General features: G+C 65.7%; 19 protein-coding genes, 1 tRNA gene and 1 riboswitch. Of the genes, 14 read left to right on the top strand and 6 right to left on the bottom strand.

What is annotated here, in order from left to right; all coding sequences use genetic code 11:
- Positions 1–507 precede the first annotated feature (507 nt).
- Positions 508–999, top strand: coding sequence for an SRPBCC family protein (locus IEX43_RS11025; RefSeq protein ID WP_188811016.1), 492 nt, complete (start codon positions 508–510; stop codon positions 997–999).
- 111 nt (positions 1,000–1,110) lie between these two features.
- Positions 1,111–2,481, top strand: coding sequence for an FAD-binding oxidoreductase (locus tag IEX43_RS11030; protein ID WP_188811018.1), 1,371 nt, complete (start codon positions 1,111–1,113; stop codon positions 2,479–2,481).
- Positions 2,482–2,483: 2 nt separating this feature from the next.
- On the opposite strand, the gene IEX43_RS11035 is transcribed toward IEX43_RS11030, so the two are convergent.
- The 4 genes from IEX43_RS11035 to IEX43_RS11050 all read right to left on the bottom strand — a co-directional run bounded on the left by IEX43_RS11035 (position 2,484) and on the right by IEX43_RS11050 (position 7,657).
- Positions 2,484–3,902: a DUF4032 domain-containing protein gene (locus tag IEX43_RS11035; protein ID WP_174179679.1), complete on the bottom strand. Its 1,419-nt coding sequence runs from the start codon at positions 3,900–3,902 to the stop codon at positions 2,484–2,486.
- A 113-nt stretch (positions 3,903–4,015) separates the two neighbouring features.
- Positions 4,016–5,098 carry an ABC transporter ATP-binding protein gene (locus IEX43_RS11040; protein ID WP_188811020.1) on the bottom strand — a complete coding sequence of 361 codons (1,083 nt, stop codon included), beginning with the start codon at positions 5,096–5,098 and terminating at the stop codon, positions 4,016–4,018.
- 239 nt (positions 5,099–5,337) lie between these two features.
- Positions 5,338–6,165, bottom strand: a complete 828-nt coding sequence (gene otsB, locus IEX43_RS11045) for a trehalose-phosphatase (RefSeq protein ID WP_188811022.1) — start codon at positions 6,163–6,165, stop codon at positions 5,338–5,340.
- Positions 6,155–7,657, bottom strand: a complete 1,503-nt coding sequence (locus IEX43_RS11050; RefSeq protein WP_188811024.1) for an alpha,alpha-trehalose-phosphate synthase (UDP-forming) — start codon at positions 7,655–7,657, stop codon at positions 6,155–6,157. Before IEX43_RS11050 ends, otsB begins: the two co-directional genes overlap by 11 nt.
- Positions 7,658–7,837: 180 nt before the next feature.
- On the opposite strand from IEX43_RS11050, the gene IEX43_RS11055 reads away from it, so the two are divergent.
- The 8 genes from IEX43_RS11055 to IEX43_RS11090 all read left to right on the top strand — a co-directional run bounded on the left by IEX43_RS11055 (position 7,838) and on the right by IEX43_RS11090 (position 14,665).
- Positions 7,838–8,710, top strand: a complete 873-nt coding sequence (locus tag IEX43_RS11055; RefSeq protein ID WP_188732292.1) for a DsbA family protein — start codon at positions 7,838–7,840, stop codon at positions 8,708–8,710.
- A 164-nt stretch (positions 8,711–8,874) separates the two neighbouring features.
- Positions 8,875–8,951, top strand: a tRNA-Thr gene (locus tag IEX43_RS11060).
- Positions 8,952–9,054: 103 nt separating this feature from the next.
- Positions 9,055–9,480 (top strand): ChaB family protein, encoded by a 426-nt coding sequence (locus IEX43_RS11065; protein WP_188811026.1) that lies wholly within the window; start codon positions 9,055–9,057, stop codon positions 9,478–9,480.
- A 99-nt stretch (positions 9,481–9,579) separates the two neighbouring features.
- A complete protein-coding gene (locus IEX43_RS11070; RefSeq protein ID WP_188811028.1) occupies positions 9,580–11,751 on the top strand; it encodes an elongation factor G-like protein EF-G2 in 2,172 nt (723 codons plus the stop codon).
- Between the two features lie 9 nt (positions 11,752–11,760).
- Entirely contained in the window at positions 11,761–13,017 is a 1,257-nt protein-coding gene (locus tag IEX43_RS11075; protein ID WP_188811030.1) for an MFS transporter, read from the top strand.
- Between the two features lie 208 nt (positions 13,018–13,225).
- Positions 13,226–13,429, top strand: coding sequence for a hypothetical protein (locus IEX43_RS11080; protein ID WP_188811032.1), 204 nt, complete (start codon positions 13,226–13,228; stop codon positions 13,427–13,429).
- Between the two features lie 92 nt (positions 13,430–13,521).
- Positions 13,522–13,824: a DUF4193 domain-containing protein gene (locus IEX43_RS11085; protein ID WP_188811034.1), complete on the top strand. Its 303-nt coding sequence runs from the start codon at positions 13,522–13,524 to the stop codon at positions 13,822–13,824.
- A 292-nt stretch (positions 13,825–14,116) separates the two neighbouring features.
- A complete protein-coding gene (locus IEX43_RS11090) occupies positions 14,117–14,665 on the top strand; it encodes an AMIN-like domain-containing (lipo)protein (protein WP_188811036.1) in 549 nt (182 codons plus the stop codon).
- A 91-nt stretch (positions 14,666–14,756) separates the two neighbouring features.
- Here the strand turns inward: IEX43_RS11090 and IEX43_RS11095 are convergent, their stop codons facing one another.
- Complete coding sequence (locus IEX43_RS11095) at positions 14,757–16,313, bottom strand: APC family permease (RefSeq protein ID WP_188811038.1); 1,557 nt, start codon at positions 16,311–16,313, stop codon at positions 14,757–14,759.
- 222 nt (positions 16,314–16,535) lie between these two features.
- Between IEX43_RS11095 and IEX43_RS11100 the strand changes: the two genes are divergently transcribed.
- Entirely contained in the window at positions 16,536–17,015 is a 480-nt protein-coding gene (locus tag IEX43_RS11100; protein WP_104189606.1) for a Dps family protein, read from the top strand.
- Between the two features lie 99 nt (positions 17,016–17,114).
- Here the strand turns inward: IEX43_RS11100 and IEX43_RS11105 are convergent, their stop codons facing one another.
- A complete protein-coding gene (locus tag IEX43_RS11105) occupies positions 17,115–18,698 on the bottom strand; it encodes an MFS transporter (RefSeq protein ID WP_188811040.1) in 1,584 nt (527 codons plus the stop codon).
- 66 nt (positions 18,699–18,764) lie between these two features.
- On the opposite strand from IEX43_RS11105, the gene IEX43_RS11110 reads away from it, so the two are divergent.
- The 3 genes from IEX43_RS11110 to gcvT all read left to right on the top strand — a co-directional run bounded on the left by IEX43_RS11110 (position 18,765) and on the right by gcvT (position 23,775).
- Positions 18,765–19,304, top strand: coding sequence for a TetR/AcrR family transcriptional regulator (locus tag IEX43_RS11110; RefSeq protein ID WP_188811042.1), 540 nt, complete (start codon positions 18,765–18,767; stop codon positions 19,302–19,304).
- Positions 19,305–19,395: 91 nt separating this feature from the next.
- A riboswitch (glycine riboswitch) is annotated at positions 19,396–19,494 on the top strand.
- A gap of 178 nt (positions 19,495–19,672) precedes the next feature.
- A complete protein-coding gene (gene gcvP, locus IEX43_RS11115; RefSeq protein WP_229666415.1) occupies positions 19,673–22,606 on the top strand; it encodes an aminomethyl-transferring glycine dehydrogenase in 2,934 nt (977 codons plus the stop codon).
- 11 nt (positions 22,607–22,617) lie between these two features.
- Positions 22,618–23,775, top strand: a complete 1,158-nt coding sequence (gcvT, locus tag IEX43_RS11120; protein ID WP_188811045.1) for a glycine cleavage system aminomethyltransferase GcvT — start codon at positions 22,618–22,620, stop codon at positions 23,773–23,775.
- The last annotated feature ends 31 nt before the right edge of the window (positions 23,776–23,806 follow it).

Below are 23,806 nucleotides of genomic sequence, written 5' to 3' on the forward strand. Positions count from 1 at the left end.
GACCCACAGCGCCGATGGTACTGCACCCGGGAGGGTGTGGGAGAGTAGGTCACCGCCGGACACACACTAAAGGGTCGAGGCCCCAACCACTAATGGTTGGGGCCTCCCACATTTAACACACACAACACGGGCCCCGCGAAGCCCGGACGACCCACCCCCCGACGCTCTCTCATTTAACGTCGCCTTCCCGAACGATCCTCTCGCACTTGATGCAGGCACCGGGCGGACCCTCTCGCAGTAGATGCCGCTTCCCGGACGATCCCGCACTTGATGGCGCTTCCCGAACGATCCTCTCTCACATGATGGCGCTTCCCGGACGATCCTCTCCCACCTTCTGCCGGCAAGAAACGGCCGCAACCCGACATCGAGTGAGGGAGCGTCCCGGGAAACCCCGCATCAGGTGAGAGAGCGTCCCGGGAAACCCCACATCAGGTGAGAGAGCGTCCCGGGAAACCCCGCATCGAGTGAGAGAGCGTCGCAGGGGGAGGGGCGGTAAAGTTGGGCAGCATGGACAGCCTCTTCAGCCACAAGAACGAACCGTCCGGGGGTGACGGCCACGCCGCTTTCGAACTCCTGGAGCCACTGGTGCACACGGTGGTCGTACCGGGAAGCGTCGCGCATGCATTCACAGGTTTCACGGACCACACCCACCTCTGGTGGCCACTGGAATCGTACGGCGTCTATGGGGCCGGCTCATATGTTGAGTTCGAGGAGAACCTCATCCTCGAAACGGCGGACGACGGCCGCACCAGCATCTGGGGAACGCTGGATGACTGGCAGCCTCCGTTGTCATTCCACGCCACCTGGCATCCCGGTACCACGGCGCTGTGGTCCACGGAGCTCCTGGTCGCCTTCCGGTCTGTCCCGGACGGAGCCGAAGTAAGAATATTCCACGACGGTTGGGAGGGGGCTGAAGACCCGGCTGCCACACGGGCCACCTACGCCCAAGCCTGGCCTGAGATCCTTGGCAGGTACGCCCGTTTCATGGGCGCTGCCTGAGCTTGTATTCACGGCTGCGGACGAGTGCCTGCCTGGGGCATCCGCCAACGAGCCCCGTGGGGTTTTCCCCCTAGACTTGGGAGAATCCGCCGACGACGTAGGGAGGCCAGGTTGGGAAGCGTAGTTGACGAGCTGGAGAGGGTCCTGGCACCCGGCCGGCTAGACGCAGGGGAAGTTACCCTCCGCCGGTATGCGGTGGACCAGGCTCCGGTGATCGACTTCCACCTGCCGCTGGCTGTGGTCTTCCCGGAATCCGTGGAAGAGGTCCAGGCCGTAGTCCGCGCGTGCGCCGGTACCGGCGTAGCCATCGTGGCGCGCGGCGCGGGCACTGGTGTGTCCGGCGGGGCCCACGCCACGAAGAACTGCATTGTCCTGTCCCTGGAGCGCATGGACCGGATCCTCGCGCTCAACCCGGACGACGAGACGGCAGTGGTTGAACCGGGCGTCGTCAATGCTGTCCTGAACGATGCGGCGGCGGACCATGGGCTGATGTACGCGCCCGATCCCGCCAGCTTCCGAACGTCAACCATCGGCGGGAACGTGGCCACCAACGCCGGCGGGCTGCGCTGCGCCAAATACGGGGTCACCCGGGACTCCGTCCTGGCGCTGGACGTGGTGCTCGCGGACGGCTCGCTCATCCATACCGGCCATCAAACGTTCAAGGGGGTAGCCGGCTACGATCTCACCGGGCTTTTCGTAGGCTCCGAAGGGACGCTCGGCATTGTGGTCGGAGTTACCGTGCGCTTGAAGTACCTGCCCCGTGACGTGCATACCGTCGCAGCGTTCTACCCCGACTTCCGGCAGGCCGCCGCAGGCGTCCTGGCAGTGGGAAGGGCCCGGGTCCAGCCAGCCATCATGGAACTGCTCGACGGCGGCACGCTGGCCCAGCTTGATGACATCCACGGGTCCGATCTCTCGACCCGCGGCCGGTCGCTGCTTCTGGTCCAAACCGACGGGTTTGGTGCCGCAGCGGAGGCCCAAGTGGTCCGTGAAGTGCTGCTCGCGGGCGGCGCGGCCGTTACCACTGAAGCCAGCGCGGAGGCTGAACGGCTGGTGGAGCTCCGGCGCCACAGCCGGGGAGTGGAGGTCGACGACGAATACCGCGTGGGCGAGGACGTCGCCGTTCCCCGTTCCCGGCTGGTGGACTACGTTGCAGCCTTGGATGCCATGGCGTTGGACTACGGGGTGCACCTCAAAGTTGTAGCCCACGCGGGAGACGGCAACCTGCATCCCACCTTCTGGATCGACCGGGCGGGCGGCAGTGTGGACGCCGGCGACCTGGAACGTCTCCAGCGGGTCCTGGACGAGTCCATCACCGCCGCGCTGGCCATGGGCGGCACCATCACCGGCGAACACGGTGTGGGGCAGTACAAGCTGCGCTGGCTGGGCCAGGAGCAGCCGGAGCCGGTCCGCGAGATCCAGCGGAGGATCAAGGAACTGTTTGATCCCGAGGGGATCCTCAACCCTGGAAAGGCAATCTAGCCTTAGTCGTCGGAGTCCGGGTATTCGTCAATCGACTCATCGTCGCCGTAGCGGGACTCTTCCGTCTCCACTTCAAGGATCTTCAGCATTCCCGTGTCCGGGTTCAGCATGATCGCGGCTTCATCACGGCGGTGGCGCAGGATGGAGTCAATGTAGGACTGCACGGCCTCCGCCAGCGGAATGTGCCGCTCCTGCTTCTCCGACATGTACCAGCGGTGCTCCAGGACCTCGTGCACCACTTCTGCCGGTTCCAGCTTGCCCGAGAGGTCCCGCGGGATGGATCTGACGATCGGCTCGAAGATCTGGCTGACCCAGAGGTGGGCGCTGTATTCCTCGTCCATGTTCGGGTTGTTGTCCGCACGGAAGGAGTCCATGTCGTTCAGCAGCCGGCGCGCCTGGTTCTCCTGCGCGTCGATGCCCGTGAGGCGCAGCAGCCGCCGCTGGTGGTGCCCGGCGTCCACCACCTTAGGCTGTAGTTGAATGGTGGACCCGTTCTGGGTGGTCTTGATGGCGTATTCCTCGACGTCAAAGCCGAGTTCGTTGAGCCGCCGGATCCTTGCACTCACGCGCCAGCGCTCACCGAGTTCGAAGGACTCCTTCTCTGTAAGCTCCGCCCAGAGCCGGCGGTAGCTGTCCATGATGAGCTCGCTGGTGGCCACAGGGTCCACCTTCTCCTCGATGAGCCCGCCGTCGAGCAGGTCCATCAGCTCACCGGCGATGTTCACCCGTGCGATCTCGAGGTCGTATTCCCGCTGGCCCGTGGACAGGTCCGGGTAGAGCTCGCCGGTCTCAGCGTCAACCAGGTATGCAGCGAACGCGCCGGCGTCGCGCCGGAACAGCGTATTGGAGAGGGAAACATCGCCCCAGTAGAAGCCGATGAGGTGCAGCCGCACCAGGAGCAGCGCCTGGGCGTCGATGAGGCGCGTCAGGGTGTCCTTGCGGAGCATCTGGGAGAACAGGGCGCGGTAGGGCATGGAAAACTTCAGGTGCCTGGTGACGAGGACCGGGTTCAGCGGCCGTCCGTCCAGGGTGGTGCGTCCGGTGATGACGGCGACGGGCTCCACGCAGGGGACGTCCAGGCGGGCCAGCTTCCGGAGCATGTGGTACTCGTGGCGCGCCACGTGCTCGGAGGTTTCCTTGATGGCGATCACGGAGCCGCCGAGGTGGGCAAAGCGCACGATGTGGCGGGAGATGCCCCGGGGGAGGGCAGCCAGGTTTTCCGCCGGCCAGTCCTCCAGGGCAATGTGCCAGGGAAGGTCCAGCAGTTCGGGATCGGCCGCAGCCGCCGTGATGTTCAGGGAGCTGGAAACCGAGGCAGCCTTGCCGTCATCGGCACTGGCGGCAACAAACCGCGGCAGTTTGCCGATCTGCGCATAGTCGGTGGGTTCGTCGTGCCACTGGGCGCTGTATTCCTCGGTCATGGGGTCAATTCTTCCGTACGTTAGGGGCGGCCAGCTAATTTCTTCTGAGGGCACGGTTAAAAGCCGACGGCGGCCATCCGGAAAGGAGGGCCGCCGTCAGTGATGCAGGGGGATTAGTCACCCAGGCGCAGGCCGGTCTTGGTGTCGAACAGGTGCACGTGGCCCGACTGCGGACGGACGTAGATGATCTCGCCCTTCATCGGAGGGCGGCGGCCGTCGACGCGGGCCACGATGTCGTGGTCCTTGCCGTCAAGCGTGGTGTGGCCGTAGACGTAGGCGTCGGCTCCGAGCTCTTCGACGACGTCGACCTCAACTTTCAGGCCTTCGCCCTGGGGCGCAGTTTCGAGGTCCTCGGGACGGCTTCCGAGGGTAACCGTGGAGCCGTGCGCCTCTTCCAGGACGTTGCGCGGCACGGGGTACACCGTTCCGCCGAACTGGACGCCGCCGTCGACGACCGGGAGTTCGAGCAGGTTCATGGCGGGGGAGCCGATGAAGCCGGCAACGAAGACGTTCTTGGGCTTGTCGTACAGGTTGCGCGGGGTGTCAACCTGCATCAGCAGGCCGTCCTTCAGCACAGCAACGCGGTCACCCATGGTCATGGCCTCGACCTGGTCGTGGGTCACGTAGACGGTGGTGACGCCCAGGCGGCGGGTCAGCGAGGCGATCTGGGTACGGGTCTGGACGCGGAGCTTGGCGTCCAGGTTGGAGAGCGGCTCATCCATGAGGAAGACCTGCGGGTTACGCACGATGGCGCGGCCCATGGCGACGCGCTGGCGCTGGCCGCCGGAGAGTGCCTTCGGCTTGCGGTCCAGGTACTGCTCAAGGTCAAGAAGCTTGGCTGCTTCGCGGACGCGCTCGGCGCGCTCTTCCTTGGAGACGCCTGCGATCTTCAGGGCGAAGCCCATGTTGTCGGCCACGGTCATGTGGGGGTACAGCGCGTAGTTCTGGAAAACCATCGCGATGTCGCGGTCCTTCGGCGGAACATCGGTGACGTCGCGGTCGCCAATAAGGATACGGCCGGCGTTGACGTCCTCGAGGCCTGCGAGCATGCGCAGGGAGGTGGACTTACCGCAACCTGAGGGTCCGACGAGGACCAGGAATTCGCCATCGGCGATGTCGATGTTGAGCTTATCGACGGCGGGCTTATCTGTGCCCGGGTACAGACGCGTAGCGTTATCAAAAGTAACTGTAGCCACAGTTATCAATCCCTTCACCGGCAGGTACGTGCCGGACGATCCGTTGTGAATGGTTCATGTTTGTTCAGTTTTGTACTGCAGGCGCCGTCCAGCCGAAACAGGAGGGCATTGAGTGACGCCGCACGGTTCTTGTGCGCCACATCACAAGCAAGAGTATGTCAGATGTTCCGCCAATGGTTGCAAATGTTACGGACGTCACACGTGAGCTTGCACAACCCGCGTGCGCCGCATCACGGCGCTCAAGTCCCGGGGTCTTCCTCCGCGACGGCCATGCTGCGCTCCTGAAGCAGTACCTCCAAAAGTTCCGCCACGTGGACCGGCGCCTCTACCCGGTACTGGGCCTGGGTGAAATCCAGGCCCACCTTGACGCCGACGTCCCCCGGCTCCAGCCGAGCCAGGGCGTCCTCGTCCGTGGTGTCGTCGCCGGCGAACAGGACCCCGGTGGCGCCGGTGATTTGCCGCAGGAAGGTGACGCCTTCGCCCTTGGAAGCATTGACCACCGAGGTCTCAAGGACGCGCTTGCCGTCCTTGAGGAACACCCCTTTGCGGTCCTGCAGCAGGGAACGCGCAGCAGCCACGGCATCGTTGGCGACGTCATCGGGGGCGAGGCGGGTGTGCAGCACCACCCCGGCCGGCTTGTCCTCGAGCATGGTGCCCGGTGCTTCCTTGACGATGTCCTCCAAGACGGCGCGCACCTCGGCAAGGAGCGCTTCTTGCTCGGGTTCGAGCGTCAGCCCGGTGGATCCAGGGCCCAGCCATGCCTCTGCTCCGTGGCTGCCGATCAGGAGGGTGTTCACCGGAGGGGACGCGACGGCGCGCAGGCTGGCGAGGGCGCGTCCGGAGATGAGTGCCGTCGTCGTTCGTGGAAGTACGGCCAGCCCGGCGAAAGCCGTTGCGGAGCGCGGCAGGGGCCGCGCGTCGTCCGCGTGGCCGACGATAGGCGCCATGGTTCCGTCGAAGTCCATGGCCACCAGCAGGTGCTCGGTCCCGGCGATCTCCCGGATGGCCTCCCGAAGTTCAGGAGTCAGCGCGAGCTTGTCCTTCGCGTGGCTGGCATCAGGAGTCATCACGGACAACCTTTTCGTTGAGCGCGTGCAGGAAGTCGGCAGACCAGTGGTCCACATCGTGCTCGAGGATCTGCTTGCGCATGGCCCGCATCCGGCGGCCGGCTTCCCGTGGCTGCATCTCCACGGCGCGCATGATGGCGCCCTTGAGCCCGTCGATGTCGTGGGGATTCATCAGCAGGGCCTGCTTCAGCTGGTCGGCTGCGCCGGCGAACTCACTCAGGACCAGGGCGCCGTCGTTGTTGGTTCGTGCCGTGACGTACTCCTTGGCGACGAGGTTCATACCGTCCCGGAGGGCCGTCACCAGCATGACGTCGGCGGCGAGGTACAGGGCCACCATCTCCTCAACGGGGTAGCTGTGGTGCAGGTAGCGGACGGCAGTGTTCTCGATGGTGTCGTAGGTGCCGTTGATATGGCCCACGGTGCCCTCCACCTCCTCGCGCAGGAGCCGGTACTGCTCAACGCGTTCACGGCTGGGGCTGGCCACCTGGATCAGGGTGGCGTCACCGACAGAAAGCTTGCCGTCCGCCAGGAGCTCCTCGAAGGCCTTGAGGCGGTGCCGGATGCCCTTGGTGTAGTCCAGCCGGTCCACGCCGAGCAGGATGGTCTTGGGGTTGCCAAGGTCCTGGCGGATCTGGCGTGCCCGCTCAACGATTTCCGGTGTGGCGGCCAGCTCGCTGATATGCCGCACATCGATGGAAATGGGGAAGGCCTGGGCCCGGGCAATGTGGGTGATCTTACCGTCCGGACCCTTGACGTGCACCTGCTGCTGCTTGACGCTGGCGCCCAGGAAGCGGCGTGCGGACCGCATGAAGTTGCCGGCATCGCTGGTCCGCTGGAAGCCCACCAGGTCTGCTCCGAGGAGCCCGTCGATGATTGCCTGGCGCCATGGCAGCTGGGCAAAAATCTCGGGCGGAGGAAAGGGGATGTGGTTGAAGAACCCGATCCGGAGGTCCGGCCGCGCTTCGCGCAGCATGCGCGGCACCAGCTGGAGCTGGTAGTCCTGCACCCATACCGTGGCGCCCTCGTCGGCATGGCGGACGACGGCGTCGGCAAACCTTCGGTTGACCTTGCGGTAGGCGTCCCACCAGGTCCGGTGGAACTCCGGCGGTGCGATGACGTCGTGGTAGAGCGGCCAGAGGGTGGCGTTGGAGAACCCCTCGTAGTACAGCTCCACGTCGTCGGTACTGAGCTGGACCGGGACGAGGTCCATGCCGCCGTGGCTGAAGGGCTTGACCGTCTCGTCCGGCGCGCCGTGCCACCCCACCCAGGCGCCGTCTGTCTTAGTCATCATGGGCGCCAGTGCTGTCACCAGGCCGCCTGGGGAGCGGCGCCAGCCGGAGCCGTCGTCCCCGCTGTCGCCGGGGGCGCAGCGGTCCACAGGCAGCCTGTTGGACACCACCATGAAGTCGTACTTTGTTTCGCCGCCGTGGCCTGCTCCGGCGGCGCCGGACGTCGCCGGGGCGGTGGGTTTTTCCTGGACGGGTGTTTGCATTGCGGCCCCCTGGGGTTGCTTGTGCCTCTCTGCCCACCCTAACGGGACGGAATCTTCCGTGCTATTCGGCCGTTCGTCAACCCCGCCAATACTTGAAGGAGCAAGCTCCCAGCTTTCTCCCCTAAAATGTTTGGAGTTGCCACGAAGTGGTCCCCCCACGTCAACCGACCCAAGGAACACATGAGCCCTGCAAACGAAGTCCGTAAGTCCAAGGCTGAGCGAACCGCGGAGGCGCGCGAAAAGGCGCGCCTGATCCGTGAAGCGCAGCTGAAAAAGGACAAGCGCAACAAACTGCTCATCGGCTGGGGCATCGTGGCGGCTGTCGTGGCCATCCTGGCTGTTGTCGCATTGGTGGTGACCACCAGCATCAGGCAGAACACCCCCATCGCCGACCAGGGGCCCGTGCCCGCCAACGCAAACGTCAATGGCGGCGTGACCCTCCTGGCCAACACCGACGTCAAGCAGACGGATCCTGCCACCGTTGACGTGACCACCCTGACCAAGCCCGAAACCCCGCCCAGCCCCGTGGTGGCACCGGGGGCAGAAGCCGAAGAAGGGCAGCCCGTCAAGGTCATTGCCTACATCGACTTCATCTGCCCGGTCTGCCTGCGCTTCGAAGAGACCTACAACGAGGCACTGACAAGCCTTCGCAATGAAGGCAAGATCACCATGGAGTACCGCCCCCTGGGCTTCCTGGACCGCCAGTCCAGCACCAACTACTCATCCCGGTCCGCCAACGCGGCTGCATGTGTTGCCGACACGGCCCCCGACAAGTACGGGGAATACGTCAATGTCCTCTTCGAGAACCAGCCCGCCGAAGGCGGTGCCGGCCTGTCCGATGACAAGCTGAAGTCCCTCGCCACCGACATCGGTGCGGACATCAACAGCTGCGTGGACGACAAGACCTTCCGCCCCTACGTCAAGTACTCCACGGAATTGGCAGCAAACACCGGCATCACCGGTACGCCCACGGTCTTCATCGACGGCAAGCAGTGGGACGGCGGCACCGACCTGAACGCCGAAATCCAGGCGGCGATCGACGCCAAGGCCTAACACCTTTCCCGCACCTGTACACCCAGCGGCCCGCTCCCGGATTCTTCCGGGAACGGGCCGCCGGCTTTAACCCTGAATCCTGTGGGGGCCGCCGGCGTTTTTACCACCGGCAGCAGTTGGGCTAACCTTATCTAGCGCCGTTCAGGCGCCGCCCGCAGGGGCACGCCTCCTTAGCTCAGTTGGCCAGAGCACCGCTCTTGTAAAGCGGGGGTCGTCGGTTCGAATCCGACAGGGGGCTCCACCGCCAGACATTCCGTCCAGGCCGCCCGCCTCTCCGTGCACCCCGCCAGTTAAGCTGGTGTCATCCGTATGATCAGCCTGCTGATGAAAGGAGTGTGGGTACCGTGCCCAAGACCGGCAAGAACGACCACGCCCGCAAGGAAGAGCTTCCCTCCACCCTGCAGCGCTCTGAGCAAAAGGCCCAGGACACGTTCGCCAAGACCTACGATTCAGCCCTTGAAAGCTATGACAATGACGAGGGCCGGGCTGCGCGGGCGGCCTACGCCTCCCTCAAGCACAGCTACGAGAAAGTGGGAGACCACTGGGAGCCGAAGGAAAAGCGCGGCCCCTCGGACAAGCGGGCCGAGGAGGGCGGCACGTCATCCGAGCCCACCGCGGGAGGGGTGGACGCGAACGCCTCAAAGGAACACCTCTACGAGCTTGCCCAGGAGCTGGACATCGACGGCCGGTCCATCATGGACAAGGACGAGCTGGTCAAGGCCATCCAGAAGGCCAATGACGCCGCCACCCGGAAGGCGCGCGGCAGCTAATCCCAAGCCCTGCGGCTCTTGCCGATCCACCCTCCAGGGTGTCGAATCAGAGGACACATTTCCGTCCGGTCGGATGGCAAAGACGCCAGGAGGTTTCCCATGTCGGTCAAGGGCACCAAGGACCCAGGCAGGACGGCAGCTGGCCGCAACGGAGCCGAATCGCGCCGTGCAGACGCCTCTGCCGGCATTGCCGCGGAGGATCCGGCCAGGATCCGGAATGTGGCACTCGTAGGCCATTCGGGCGCCGGAAAAACCATGCTCATAGAAGCACTGCTCGCTGCCCAGGGCATGATCACGCGCAAAGGATCCATCCCGGACGGGACAACGGTCAGCGATTCCGACCCCGCTGCCGTGCACCAGCAACGCTCCGTGACCCTGTCTTTGGTGCCGCTGCTGATCGACGGCATCAAAGTGAACCTCCTGGATACTCCCGGTTACCCCGATTTCATCGGCGAGCTCCGGGCGGGCCTGCGCGCGGCGGACGCCGCCTTGTTCGTGGTGTCCGCCGTCGACGGCATCGACGCCACCACCACCGCGCTGTGGGGTGAGTGCGAGCTCATGCAGCTGCCCCGCGCCGTCGCCATCACCCGGATGGACCACCCGCGGGCAGATTACGACGGCGTCCTGGCCGCCTGCCGGAAGTCCTTCGGCGAGGGCGTCCTGCCGCTCTATGTCCCGGTGCGGGCGGGCGGTGAGGTCACCGGCCTGCTGGGACTGCTGTCCGGCACGGTTACGGACTATTCGTCCGGGGAGCCGGCCGCTGCCGTGCGGGCAGCGGATGCGGCGGAACTCGCCGCGTCCGGTGCCGCCAGGGGTGATCTCATTGAGGGGATCATCGCCGAGAGCGAGGACGAGACCCTGATGGACCGCTACCTCGAAGGCGAGGACATCGACACTGATGTCCTCATCGCCGACCTGGAAACCGCCGTCGAACGCGGCACCTTCTTTCCTGTCCTGTCCACGTCCGCCGTGAGCGGGCTGGGCACCGCGGAACTCCTGGAAGTGCTGGTCCGGGCATTTCCAGCACCACCGGACGGCAGCGTACCCGGGGCGACCGACCTCGCGGGAGCACCCGCAGGGGCCCTGCGGTGCGACCCCATGGGACCGCTGGCGGCGGAGGTGGTCCGGACCTCCGTCGATCCGTTCCTGGGCCGGGTGTGCCTGGTCCGGGTTTTCTCCGGGACACTGCGGGAGGATGCGCCCGTGCACGTCGGCGGCCACGGGCTGGCGGACCGCGGCCACCAGGACCACGACTCGGACGAACGCGTCACGCACCTCTACTCACCGCTGGGGGCCTCCCTGCGGCCCGTGCCGTACTGCGTGGCCGGCGACATGTGCGCGGTGGCCAAACTGGGAAGCGCCGAAACGGGGGACACCATTTCCGGGCGGGACCGGCCCCTGCTGTTGGCCACGTGGGAGATGCCCGAACCGCTGCTGCCGGTGGCGGTGGAACCCGATTCGCGCAGCGACGAGGACGCGCTGGCTCGCAGCCTGGGGAAGATCGCGGCCGGCGATCCCACCCTCCGTGTGGAACGCAACTCAGAAACGCACCAGCTGGTCCTTTGGTGCATGGGCGAGGCCCACGTCGAGGTAGTCCTGGACCGGCTCCGCGACCAGGGCGTGAAGCTGCACACGGTGGACGTGGTGACGCCCCTGCGGGAAACCTTTGCAGCACCCGCGGCAGGACACGGCCGGCACGTCAAGCAGTCCGGAGGCCACGGGCAGTACGCCGTCTGCGACATCGACGTGGAGCCGCTTCCCCGCGGCGGGGGGTTCGAATTCGTGGACAAAACGGTGGGTGGCGTTATTCCGGGGACCTTCATCCCGTCCGTGGAAAAGGGCGTCCGTGCGCAAATGGAGAAGGGCGTGAGCGCGGGTTTCCCCGTGGTGGACCTGCGGGTCACCCTGACAGGAGGCAAGGCGCACAGCGTGGATTCCTCGGACGCAGCATTCCAGGCGGCGGGGGCACTGGCGCTCCGGGAGGCCGCGGCGGCCGGACGGATCCAGCTGCTTGAACCAGTCTCGTCAGTGACCATCTCGGTGGCGGACGAGCACGTGGGGTCCGTGATGAGTGACCTGTCATCCCGTCGCGGCCGGCTCACCGGCACCACGTCCGCGGGCGGGGGCCTGACTGAAATCGGCGCTGAAGTCCCGGACCAGGAGCTCCTGCGGTACGCCGTGGACCTGCGGGCGCTCACCGCCGGAACGGGGCGCTTCCGCCGCCGGTACCTGCGGCATGATCCCGTGCCTGCCAGCTTCAGCCCCTCGTAGCAGCCCTCCATGAACGCGGCTGCCAGGAAGATCCAGCGCGTCTATCTCACGCTGACCCTGGGAAACACCCTGGCGGCCTCGTTCATCTGGGGAATCAACACCCTCTTCCTGCTGGACGCCGGGCTGACCAACCTTGAGGCCTTCGCCGCGAACGCCTTCTTCACCGTGGGCATGGTGCTCTTCGAGGTGCCCACCGGCGTGGTGGCGGACAGTTGGGGGAGGCGGGCTTCCTTCCTGCTGGGGACCGTCACGCTGGCCGGGTCCACCTTCCTGTACTTCCTGCTGTGGCAGTTCTCGGCCCCGTTCTGGTGGTGGGCCGGCGTCTCGGTCCTGCTGGGCCTGGGCTTTACCTTCTTTTCGGGGGCGGTGGAGGCCTGGCTGGTGGACGCCCTGCGCTTTTCGGGATATGAGGGCGGGCTGGAGGTGGTGCTCGGGCGCGGACAAATGGTGTCCGGGGTCGCCATGCTCACCGGCTCCGTGGCCGGTGGGGTGATCGCCCAGGCCACGAACCTGGGGGTACCGTTCCTGGTGCGCGTGGGTGTGCTGGTGGCGATGTTCGCGGTGGCCTTCCTGCTCATGCACGACGTCGGCTTCACGCCTGAACGCTCGGCCCACCCCGTGCAGGCCACCCGGGCCGTCCTCAAAGCTTCAGTGGACGGGGGCCTCAAGCATCCGCCGGTGCGATACATCATGCTTGCTGCGCCGTTTACCGAGGGCGTGGGCATCTACGTCTTCTACGCTCTGCAGCCCTACCTGCTGCAGCTGTTTGGAGATCCCCGGGCCTATGCCATCGCCGGCCTGGCGGCGGCACTGGTGGCAGGAGCGGACATCGTGGGCGGGTGGATGGCGCCGCGCATCCGGAAACTGGTCAAACGGCGGACCAGCGTGCTGATCGCCACCAACATCGTCAGCGCAGTCATCCTGGTGGTACTGATGTTCACCACCGTCTTTTGGCTTGCCCTTGCGCTCCTGGCGCTGTGGGCCGTGGTGGCCTCGGCAGGCACTCCCGTGCGGCAGGCGTACCTGAACGACATGATCGCATCGAAGCAGCGGGCAACAGTGCTGAGCTTCGATTCCCTGATGGGTTCGGCAGGGGGAGTCGTGGTGCAGCCTGTGCTTGGCAGGACTGCAGACCTCTACGGCTATCCGGCTTCCCTGGCCGTGGGCGGTGCGCTGCAGCTGATCGCCGCACCTTTTATCCTGCTCAGCCGCAGGCAGCGACCGCCGGCGGACACGGCCTCAGAGGGAACACCGCCGGCGCCCTAGCAGCGGCCCCGGCTACGGCGGACGTTCCGGTCAGTCGGAGTCCATCAGTCCGAGCAGCTTCTTGGCCGCTTGCCTGATGTCATCGTGCCCGTACTGCGCCGCCCTGCTGTCCAGCGTAGAAGCGAGGAGGCAGGGAAACCGGCACGGATTAACGCCGGCGAGACAGCGACGAAACGCGCCCACAACAATCGCTGCGTAGCTTTCAGGCATGATCGCAAACATCTCCGACCGGTTCCGCGCGTGGCTCATTGACACGTTTACCTACGAATCCGGCCAGCAGGCAGCCGATGCCATGGCTGATGCCACCCGCTGGGGATGGCTGCCGGCCCTGAGCGGAGTGGCGGCCGGGGCAGAACACGCCAGGCGGAGCCACAATGAATCCGTGGTCCAGGGCAGCGGAGTGTCCGGTTGAGCACACTATTGCGCCGGTAGCGGGATCATGCCCTAAACTGCTTCACTGAGGTGCCTGAAATGGCGCTGCGCAGCAACGAAAGTGAACACGCTATGGCTACCGATTACGATGCCCCACGCAAGCAGGAAGAAGAAACTCCGGCCGACTCGCTGGAGGCCCTCCAGGCGTCGCGTAGCGGCAACGCGCAGACCGCAGTCATTGACGTCGATGAGAACGACACCGCCGAAGGCATAGACCTGCCCGGCGCGGATCTTTCCAACGAGGAACTGACGGTCATTGTTGTTCCAGAGCAGTCTGATGAATTCACCTGCTCATCCTGCTTCCTGGTCCGCCACCGCTCCCAGGTTGCCCGCGAAAAGAACGGCATGAAGTACTGCCGCGACTGCGAAGGCTGACTCCTCCCGAACTTCCTGCGCCGGCCACCTCCAAAGGTGGCCGGCGCTTTTTCGTCTCCTGCCGCCGTCGTTATGCCGGTAACGGCAAGGTGCAGGAACAGCGCAGCAACAGGTCAGAAACAGCCCGTATGGGGCCAAGGAAAGCCCGTTTTCCGCCCCGGATTTATGCGCGCGTGATGCGCGGCACCGCAGCCTAACGGTTGCGCGGCGAAGCGGCCACAGGCCTCGATCTGCGCCGAAAACGCTCCTACCCTTGAGCTATCACATCGCTCTACGCATGGGTGGCCCCACAATGAAAAAGTTCTCCACCTGGCTCGCCGCCATCCTCATGGCCGCCGGGCTCGGAATAGTGGCACCGGGGCCCGCCTCGGCAACCACTTCCTATTGCGGGCTCGTCTGGGGGTCCCTGGCGAAAGCCGACCGGGACATGAGCACCGCCAACGTTACCAACGTCCGCACGGGGCAGCACTACTGCTTCGACAGGATGGTGGTGGACCTCAACGGCCCTGCCGCCGGCTACACCGTGAGGTACGTTCCCCAAATAGTGCAGGACGGATCCGGGTTCACCATCCCGGTCCGGGGAAACGGGCGCCTGCAGGTGACAGTCAACGCACCCGCCTACGACGGGAACGGTAACTCCACCTATAACCCGGCTGACCCTGCCGAGCTCTCTAACGTGGCCGGTTACCAGACCTTCCGCCAGGTGGTCTGGGCCGGGAGCTACGAGGGCTACACCAGCATTGGCCTGGGTGTCCGCGCCCGACTTCCGTTCCGGGTCTTCACCCTGGACGGGCCGGGTTCGGGATCCCGCCTGGTGGTGGACGTGGCGCACTACTGGTGACAGGTGGCCCTAGACGGAGAGGTGCCGTTCCCCCTGTGTGCGGGGAACGGCACCTTTCCTGCGGTCGGGCGGTTGGACTAGCTCACGGCGGCTACTCCGGCACCACCAGCGCGGGGGTATCCCGCTTAAGGGTTTCGCCGCGGAAGAAGCCGGGGCGGACCTTGGCCATGATGAGCATGACGGCGGCGCCTGAGGCCAGGATGCCGACTCCGAGGACGAACACCAGGCCCACTCCAAAGATCTCCGAGCCGCTGCCGAACTCCGGGGCCACGCTGTCCACTGCGGTCTGCAGGAACACCACGAACAGCCCCACCCCGCCGAGCACCGGGCACACCAGGCGGAGAACGAAGTGCCGCAGGCTGTCGAAAACGCTGTGGCGGAAGTACCAGGCGCAGGCCAGCGCGGTCAGCCCGTAGTAGAAGCAGATCATCAGCCCGAGTGCCAGGATGGTGTCGTTGAGGACGTTCTCGCTGACCACATGCATCACCGCGTAGAAGCCGGCAGACATGATGCCGGCGGCAACGGTGGCGAAGCCCGGCGTCGCGAACTTCCTGCTGACGCGGCCGAACGGTGCGGGCAGGGCGCCGTAGAACCCCATGGCCAGCATGCTCCGGGAGGGTGACATGAAGGTGGACTGCAGGGAAGCGGCCGAGCTGGACAGTACGGCAAGGGACATCAGGATGGCGAAGGGACCCATGATGGGGGAAGCCAGGGCGGTGAAGATGTTCTCGTGGATCTCGGTATTGTTCAGGCCGTTGCCGGTATCCCCGACGCCGGCGAACATCATGGTGGCGATGCTCACCAGCAGGTAGATCGCCAGGACAATGAGGGCGGTGAGCGTGCCGGCGAGCCCGGAAGTCTTCCTGCCGTTGGACGTTTCCTCATTGACCGTCAGGCAGACGTCCCAGCCCCAGTAGACAAAGATGGAGAGCGAGATGCCGGCGGCGATCTGACCGAAGGTCTCGATCCTGGTGACGTCGAACCATTCCCAGCTGAAGGGAATGGCGGTTTCCGAGGAAGACCAGTTGGCGAAGGCCATGACCACAAACAGCCCCAGGACCAGCAGCTGGAATCCCACCAGGCCGTACTGGACGAGCTTGGTGGTGTGGAGTCCGCGGTAGCTGACCCAGACCGCCAGGGCTACGAACACAAAGCAGGTCAGCACGTTCAGGGCTTTGTTTGCGGACAGGTCCGCGAGCTCCGGGGAGCCGGTCAGCTGTGACAGGAAGAGGTAAAAGAAGTCGACGGCGACGCCCGCGAGGTTGGAGAGCACAATGATGTTCGCGGCCAGCAGGCCCCAGCCTCCCATCCAGCCCACCCAGGGGCCGAAGGCCTTGGTGACCCAGGTGAAGGTGGTGCCGCTGTCCGGGAAATCGGCATTGAGTTCCCGGTAGGCGAGGGAGACCAGGATCATGGGGATGAAACCGATCAGGAAGATGACAGGCAGCTGGAGCCCGGCTTCGTTGACCGTGGGACCCAGGGCGCTGGTGAGGGTGTAGGCGGGGGCGATGGTTGAAATGCCCAGGACGACGACGGCGAGCAGGCCCAGCTGCCCGCCCTTCAGTCCTTTGGGACTGGTGCCGGACGTCCCCGGGGAGTGCGGCCCGGAACCGGCAAGGGATGTTCTGGTGCGGATGGTCTCGGTCATGGCACCACTTTCTGGAAGATGTTGAGACAACGGTCACTATATGAATGGCGTTCATTTAGTATGAGTGGATGTGATGCAGGACGCAAGGGGAAATATGAATGCCGTTCGTTTATGTCCGTGTTCACAAATTAGTAAGCTCACTGAGAAATCCTCCGCCGACCGGCCACAGCACGCTGCGGTGCTGATAGCGTCGGGACTACTGGACCCACTTGAGGAGGACGCATGAAAGCTTCACCGACACTGACCAACAACCTGCAGGCCGTGCTCGCCGACCTGATCGAACTGCACATCCAGGGCAAGCAGGCGCACTGGAACATCGTGGGAACCAACTTCCGCGACCTGCACCTGCAGTTGGATGAAATTGTGGACGCTGCCCGCCAGTTCGCTGATGACACTGCCGAGCGGATGCGGGCACTGCACGCCCTGCCGGACGGCCGCAGCTCCACCGTGTCCGGGTCCACGAGCCTGGCCCAGTTCCCTGAAGGCCTGATCAGCACCAAGGACGCGATCGAACGCATCGTCGCTGCCCTTGAGGCTGCCGTTGGCACCATGCGCAAGGTTCACGACGAAGTGGATGAAGAGGATCCCACCACTGCGGACCTGCTGCACGAGTTCATCGCCAAGCTGGAGCAGTATGCCTGGATGGTCAACGCGGAAAACATGAAGCCTACTGCCAGCGTTACGGCGCCGGACGCAAAGTAGCAGCGTCCGCAGCGAAGCGGAGTGCAGGGCGCCCGCGGCCGGAGGTGGAATCCTCTGGCTGCGGGCGCCTTTTGCTGTCCCCGGTGAGCAGGGCCCCTTTCAGCTGTCCGCCTTGGGCACTTTCCGAAGCACGACGGCGGCGAGGACTGCCGCCGTCGCCATCAGTACCAGCCCAATTGCTGCGGTGATGTGCACTCCCGAATCGAACGCCGCTGCCGCGGCCAGGCGCACGGCGTCTGCCATTGGCTGCGGCAGCCGGGCCGCCATCTCCACGGCGCCGGCGAGGGTCTCGCCGGCCTGCGCAGTTCCCGCGGTGGGGGCGGCGTCGGTGATGCCCGCCGGCAGCCGCAGGTTGTGCTGGTAGGAGGCCGTAAGAATGGAGCCCAATACCGCGGTTCCCAGCAGGGCGCCCACCTCGTAGCCCGTCTCGGAGATCGCTGCTGCTGCGCCTGATTTTTCCGGCGGCGCACTTCCCAGGATGAGGTCGTTGGAGATTGTCTCGGCAGTCCCCACGCCCAAGGCGAGGATCAGCAGTGCGGCCAGCAGCAGTGAGGGACCGCCCGCATGGCTGCCGAAAGTGACCAGGCTGTAGCCCGTTGCGCTCATCGCGAGCCCGGCCGCCACCACGAAGCCGGGGCGGACTTTGCGTACGGCCGGCACCGCGGCAAGCCCCGCAATAACGGTGGCCACCAGGGCCGGAATCATCGCCATTCCGGCGGCCGAGGGTGACATGCCCTCGATGAGCTGAAGGTGCTGGGCCAGGAAGAGGATGAACCCGTTGAAGGAGAACAGGGCCAGGATGTTGGCGGTGATGGCCATGCTGAAAACCCTGTTCCGGAACAGGGAAATGTCCAGGAGTGGGCTGTGCAGGCGCTGCTGGCGGCGGACAAACACAACACCCATTGCCACGCCGAATGCCATGGTTCCCAGTGCTGCGCCGCCGGGCCCTTCGGTGGCGAACTCCTTGATCCCATAGACCACCGGGGCCATGGTGAACAGCGAGAGCAGGATGCTGGGCGCGTCCACCTTCCCCGGGGACGGGTCCCGGGATTCCGGAATGAAGGCGGGGCCCAGGACCAGGAGGGGGAGCATGATGGGCACCGCGACCAGAAGCACTGCTCCCCACCAGAACTGTTCCACCAGCCAGCCGCCAAAGATCGGCCCCAGCGCGGCGCCGCCCGAGAACCCTGCGGCCCAGACCGCGATGGCCAGCCGCCGCCGGTTGGGATCCGGAAAGATGTTCCGGATCAGCGACAGCGTGGAGGGCATCAGCATGGCGCCAAAAAAACCCAGCGCGGCCCTGCCTGCAATAAGCCAGCCAGCGCTGGGGGCAAAGGCGGTGGCTGCTGATACTGCCGCGAAGCCAATACTGCCGATGATCAGCAGCCGCCGGCGTCCGATCCTGTCGCCCAGGCTCCCCATGGCAACCAGCAGCCCCGCCAGTACCAGCGGGTAGGCGTCCACGATCCAAAGAAGCTGAACTCCCGAGGTGTCCAGGGCGCTCGCGATGGCCGGCAGCGCAAAGGTCAGCGCCGTGTTGTCAACGGCTACCAGCAGGACGGGGAACATCAGTAGCGCCAGCGCCAGCCAGTCCCGCCGGCTTGCCCGGAAGCGGCTGCCTGCGGGCAGGGGGGACAGGGTGGGGCTGAAGCTGTTCGGCTGGGCGGCGGCGGACGGTGTCATGGAATTAACTGTACCGTCTGGACGGTATAGTTAAGAAATCGAATCCCAACCGTGCATGATGGGACCATGGCCAGGAAACCCGTCGCGCGAGATGCAGTCCTCGATGCTTTTGAAGAGCTCCTTATCGACGTGGGGGAGCGGGCGGCCACCCTCGATGCGGTCGCCAGGCGGGCTGGCGTCTCCAAGGGCGGCCTGCTGTACCACTTCCCCAACAAGGAAGCGCTGATCACGGCCACCCTCGAGCGGCTGGACCGGCTGGCGGGGGAGGACCTCGCGGCGATGGCGGCCGCGAAGGAAGGCGCCGCCGCGTACTTCATCCGATCGTCCCTCTGGTCCGACACCCCCATGGACCGCTCCTTTGTTGCTGCCACCCGCCTGGCGGAAGTGGCGCACGAGGAGGCACGGCGCCGCTTCGCGGCGATCCAGCAGCAGTGGCTGGACCTCATCGGGAAGGATGTGGGCACGGCAATGGCCAAGGCGGTGCTGTACATGGGGGATGGGCTGTACTTCAATGCCATGTGGGAGAGCGGGCCGTCCGGTAACCCCGGGAACAGGCGGGAAGATGTGGAGGAACTCCTGGCGGCAGTGGAGCGGCTGAAGGGCTGACCGGCATTTGCCCGCGGGCCCGCAGCGTAGGAGAATTGGTCCATGTGTGGGCCGTCACCGGCAACCACAAACATTACAAATCAATAGCCTTTGATCTGCGGCGGGAGAGTTCTGCCAGAAGGTACAAGCAGGCGCCGTAGGAGCAATACCTCCCCAGGAATCTCACAGGCCCATGTACCGCCGCGGCGAGGCAACTCTGGAAAGCAGCAGGCTGTCGGCTCGGAGATCCGGTTCCGGAAATCCAGGCAGCTGTGCTCACCGACGGTGCAAGCGAGGCCAGCCCAGGCAGGCCACGCGGAAACTCTCAGGTCCAATACAGAGCGGGGAGGGACACGAATCGATGTGGCGTACCCTGCGCCGCCCTATCTATGGAGTTCCTCGTGACTGTATCTCCGGCCTCCGCCACCCCGGCAACCGCCACCCATGCTTCTGCCGAACCCGCTGCCGCAGCCTTCGTTGACCGGCACATCGGCGCAAGGCGCCAGTCCGACGTCGACACCATGCTCAAGGCCGTGGGATACGACACCGTGGACGCACTGGTAGATACCGCCGTCCCCAAGGACATCCGGCAGGACTCCCCGCTGGAACTGGCAGGCGCGCTGAGCGAGGTGGAGGCCCTCGCTGAGCTCCGCAGGCTGGCCGGCAAGAACAAGACGGCCGTGCAGATGATCGGCCAGGGCTACTACGACACCGTTACGCCGCCGGTGATCCGCCGCAACATCCTCGAGGGGCCGGCATGGTACACCGCCTACACGCCCTACCAGCCGGAGATTTCCCAGGGCCGGCTCGAGGCGCTGCTGAACTTCCAGACCATGGTGCAGGACCTGGTAGGCCTGCCCATCGCCAACGCCTCCCTGCTGGACGAAGCCACCGCCGTGGCCGAGGCCGTGCTGATGATGCGCCGGGCGAACAAGGCCACAGGGCAGAATGCAGATGCCCGCGACGGCAAGACGGTGCTGGACGCAGACTGCCTGCCGCAGACCATTGCCATTGTGAAGGGCCGCGCCGAAGCGCTCGGCTTCGAGGTTGAAGTGGCGGACCTTTCCCAAGGACTGCCGGACGGCGCCATCAACGGGATTGTCCTGCAGCAGCCTGGTGCTTCCGGCCGGGTCTTCGACCACTCCGCGGTGATCGCGGAGGCCAAGGAGCGCGGCGCCCTGGTGACCGTTGCAGCCGACCTGCTGGCCCTTAGCCTGATCACCCCGCCGGGCGAGCAGGGCGCGGACATCGCCGTGGGCTCCGCCCAGCGCTTCGGCGTCCCGCTGTTCTACGGCGGCCCGCACGCGGCCTACATGGCAGTCCAGAAGGGCCTCGAACGCTCGATGCCCGGCCGCCTGGTGGGCGTCTCCAAGGACAACGCCGGCGTTCCCGCCTACCGCCTGGCCCTGCAGACCCGCGAGCAGCACATCCGCCGCGAAAAGGCCACGTCCAACATCTGCACCGCCCAAGCGCTGCTCGCCATCGTGGCTTCGATGTACGCCGTCTACCACGGCCCGGAGGGCCTGAAGGCGATTGCGCAGTCCGCCCACACCCATGCCAGGAGCCTGGCTGCGTCCCTCAAGGCCGCAGGCCTCGAAGTGCTGCACACCAGCTTCTTCGACACTGTCACGGTTTCGGTGCCGGGCAAGGCTGCCGGAGTCGTCGCCGCGGCCGAGGCGATGGGCATCAACCTGCGCAGCATCGATGCCGACACCGTCGGCTTCTCCACCGATGAAACCACGACGCCGGACATTGCCGCCCGTGTCCTCGACGCTTTTGGCGTGAAGGCCTCCGGCGTCCCGGCCACGGCGGACGGCGACGCAGCCTTCGCGCTGGACAGCGCCGTCGAACGCTCCTCCGACTTCCTGCAGCACCCGGTGTTCAATACGCACCGCTCCGAGACCCAGCTCCTGCGTTACATCCGGAAACTCAGCGACCGGGACCTGGCGCTGGACCGCACGATGATTCCGCTGGGTTCATGCACCATGAAGCTGAACGCCACGGCCGAGATGGAAGCCATTTCCTGGCCGGAGTTCGCCTCCATCCACCCGTTCGCTCCGGATTCGCAGACTGAGGGCTGGCGCGAACTCATTGCGGACCTGGAAGCGCAGCTGACGGAGATCACGGGCTATGACCAGGTGTCCATCCAGCCGAACGCCGGTTCGCAGGGTGAGCTCGCGGGCCTGCTGGCGATCCGCGGCTACCACCACTCCCGCGGCGACCAGCAGCGCAACGTCTGCCTCATTCCGGCGTCGGCCCACGGCACGAACGCCGCATCGGCCGTCCTGGCGGGCATGAAGGTTGTTGTGGTGGCGACCGCATCGGACGGCACCATCGACCACACCGATCTTGCCGCGAAGATCGAAGCCCACAAGGACGTCCTTTCGGCGATCATGATCACCTACCCGTCCACGCATGGTGTGTACGACTCCGATGTTCGCGAGGTGTGCGACGCGATCCATGCCGCCGGCGGCCAGGTGTACGTTGACGGCGCCAACCTGAACGCGCTCGTTGGCCTGGCGCAGCCGGGCAAGTTCGGCGGGGACGTGTCGCACCTGAACCTGCACAAGACCTTCTGCATCCCGCACGGCGGCGGCGGACCCGGCGTCGGACCCGTTGCTGCCAAGGCGCACCTGGCACCCTTCATGCCCGGCAACGCCGCCACCTGGACCGAAGGCAACGACGTCCCCATCTCCGCCTCCAAGTTCGGTTCCGCCGGCGTGCTGCCCATCTCCTGGGCCTACGTGAAGCTGATGGGCGGGACCGGTCTCACCGAGGCCACCAAGTCCGCACTGCTGGCAGCCAACTACGTCGCGGCACGGCTGAACGAACACTTCCCCGTCCTCTACACCGGCGAAGCCGGACTGGTGGCGCACGAGTGCATCCTGGACCTGCGCGAACTCACCGCCCGCACCGGCGTCACCGCCGAAGACGTGGCCAAGCGCCTGATCGACTACGGTTTCCACGCGCCCACGCTGGCGTTCCCCGTGGCCGGCACGCTGATGGTGGAGCCCACCGAGTCCGAGGACCTGGGGGAGATCGACCGCTTCATCGAAGCCATGATCGCCATCCGCGCCGAGATCGACCAGGTGGCGAACGGCGACTTCACGGTGGCGGACAGCCCGCTCCGGAACGCCCCGCACACCGCTGCCGCCGCCATCAGCAGCGACTGGGACCGCGCCTACCCGCGCGAGCAGGCCGTGTTCCCGGTGAAGTCACTCAAGCAGGACAAGTACTTCCCGCCGGTGGGCCGCATCGACGGCGCAGCCGGTGACCGCAACCTGATCTGCTCCTGCCCGCCGCTCTCCGAATTCGAAAACTGAGGACGCCTGCCATGACTGAGAAGCGCACCGCCCTCTATGACGAGCACACGAAGCTGGGTGCCTCCTTTACCGACTTCGGCGGCTGGCAGATGCCCCTGAAGTACAGCTCCGAACTGGCCGAGCACCACGCCGTCCGGAACTCCGCAGGGCTTTTTGACCTGTCCCACATGGGCGAGGTCTGGGTCACCGGGCCGGAGGCCGCCGCGTTCCTGGACTATGCGCTGGTGGGAAAGATCTCGGCCATGGCCGTGGGCAAGGCCAAGTACTCGCTGATCTGCACTGAAGACGGCGGCATCATCGACGACCTCATCACCTACCGCCGCCCTGCGGCCGATACCGCAGGAGACGGGACGGACCGCTTCCTGGTGGTTCCCAACGCAGGCAACGCGGACGTGGTGGCCGCGGCCCTGGCCGAACGTGCAGCCGGGTTCAACGTCCGGGTGGACGACGCCTCCGCGGCCACCTCGCTGATCGCCGTCCAGGGTCCCAGGGCGCAGGAGTTGCTGCTGCGCCTTGTCCCGGCTGCCCAGCACGGGCTGGTCACGGAGCTGAAGTACTATGCCGCCGTGGAGGTTCCGTTCCTTGTGGGAGGTGCCGGGCAGGAGCTCCTGCTTGCGCGCACCGGCTATACCGGTGAGGACGGCTTTGAGATCTTTGTGGCGAACGACGACGCCTCCGCCCTTTGGCAGGCACTCGCCGCCATCGCGGAGGATGGGGAGCTGACGCCTGCCGGGCTGGCTTCGCGCGACTCCCTCCGACTTGAAGCGGGGATGCCGCTGTACGGGAACGAGCTCTCGCTGCAGGGTGACCCCTTCGCCGCCGGACTGGGTCCCGTCGTCGCGCTCTCCAAGGAAGGCGACTTCGTGGGAAAGGCCGCCCTGGCCGCCAAGAAGGAGGCCGGAGCCGGTTCCACTGCAGGCCGCAGGCTTGTGGGACTCAAAGGACTGGGCCGGCGCGCCGGCCGCGCACACTACCCCGTGCTCAAGGACGGCAAGACCGTGGGCGAAGTGACCTCCGGGCAGCCTTCGCCCACCCTGGGGTACCCGATCGCCATGGCGTACGTCGATGTTGAGTTCACCCGGGCCGGCACGGCATTGGACATCGACCTGCGGGGCAAGGCGGAGCCGTTCGTCGTCGTCGATCTCCCGTTCTACAAGCGCGCCACGTAGTTTACCTTTGGAGTTTTTGTCCAGGTATGCA

The sequence above is a fragment of the Pseudarthrobacter polychromogenes genome (genome assembly GCF_014644495.1).
Lineage (GTDB): Bacteria > Actinomycetota > Actinomycetes > Actinomycetales > Micrococcaceae > Arthrobacter > Arthrobacter polychromogenes.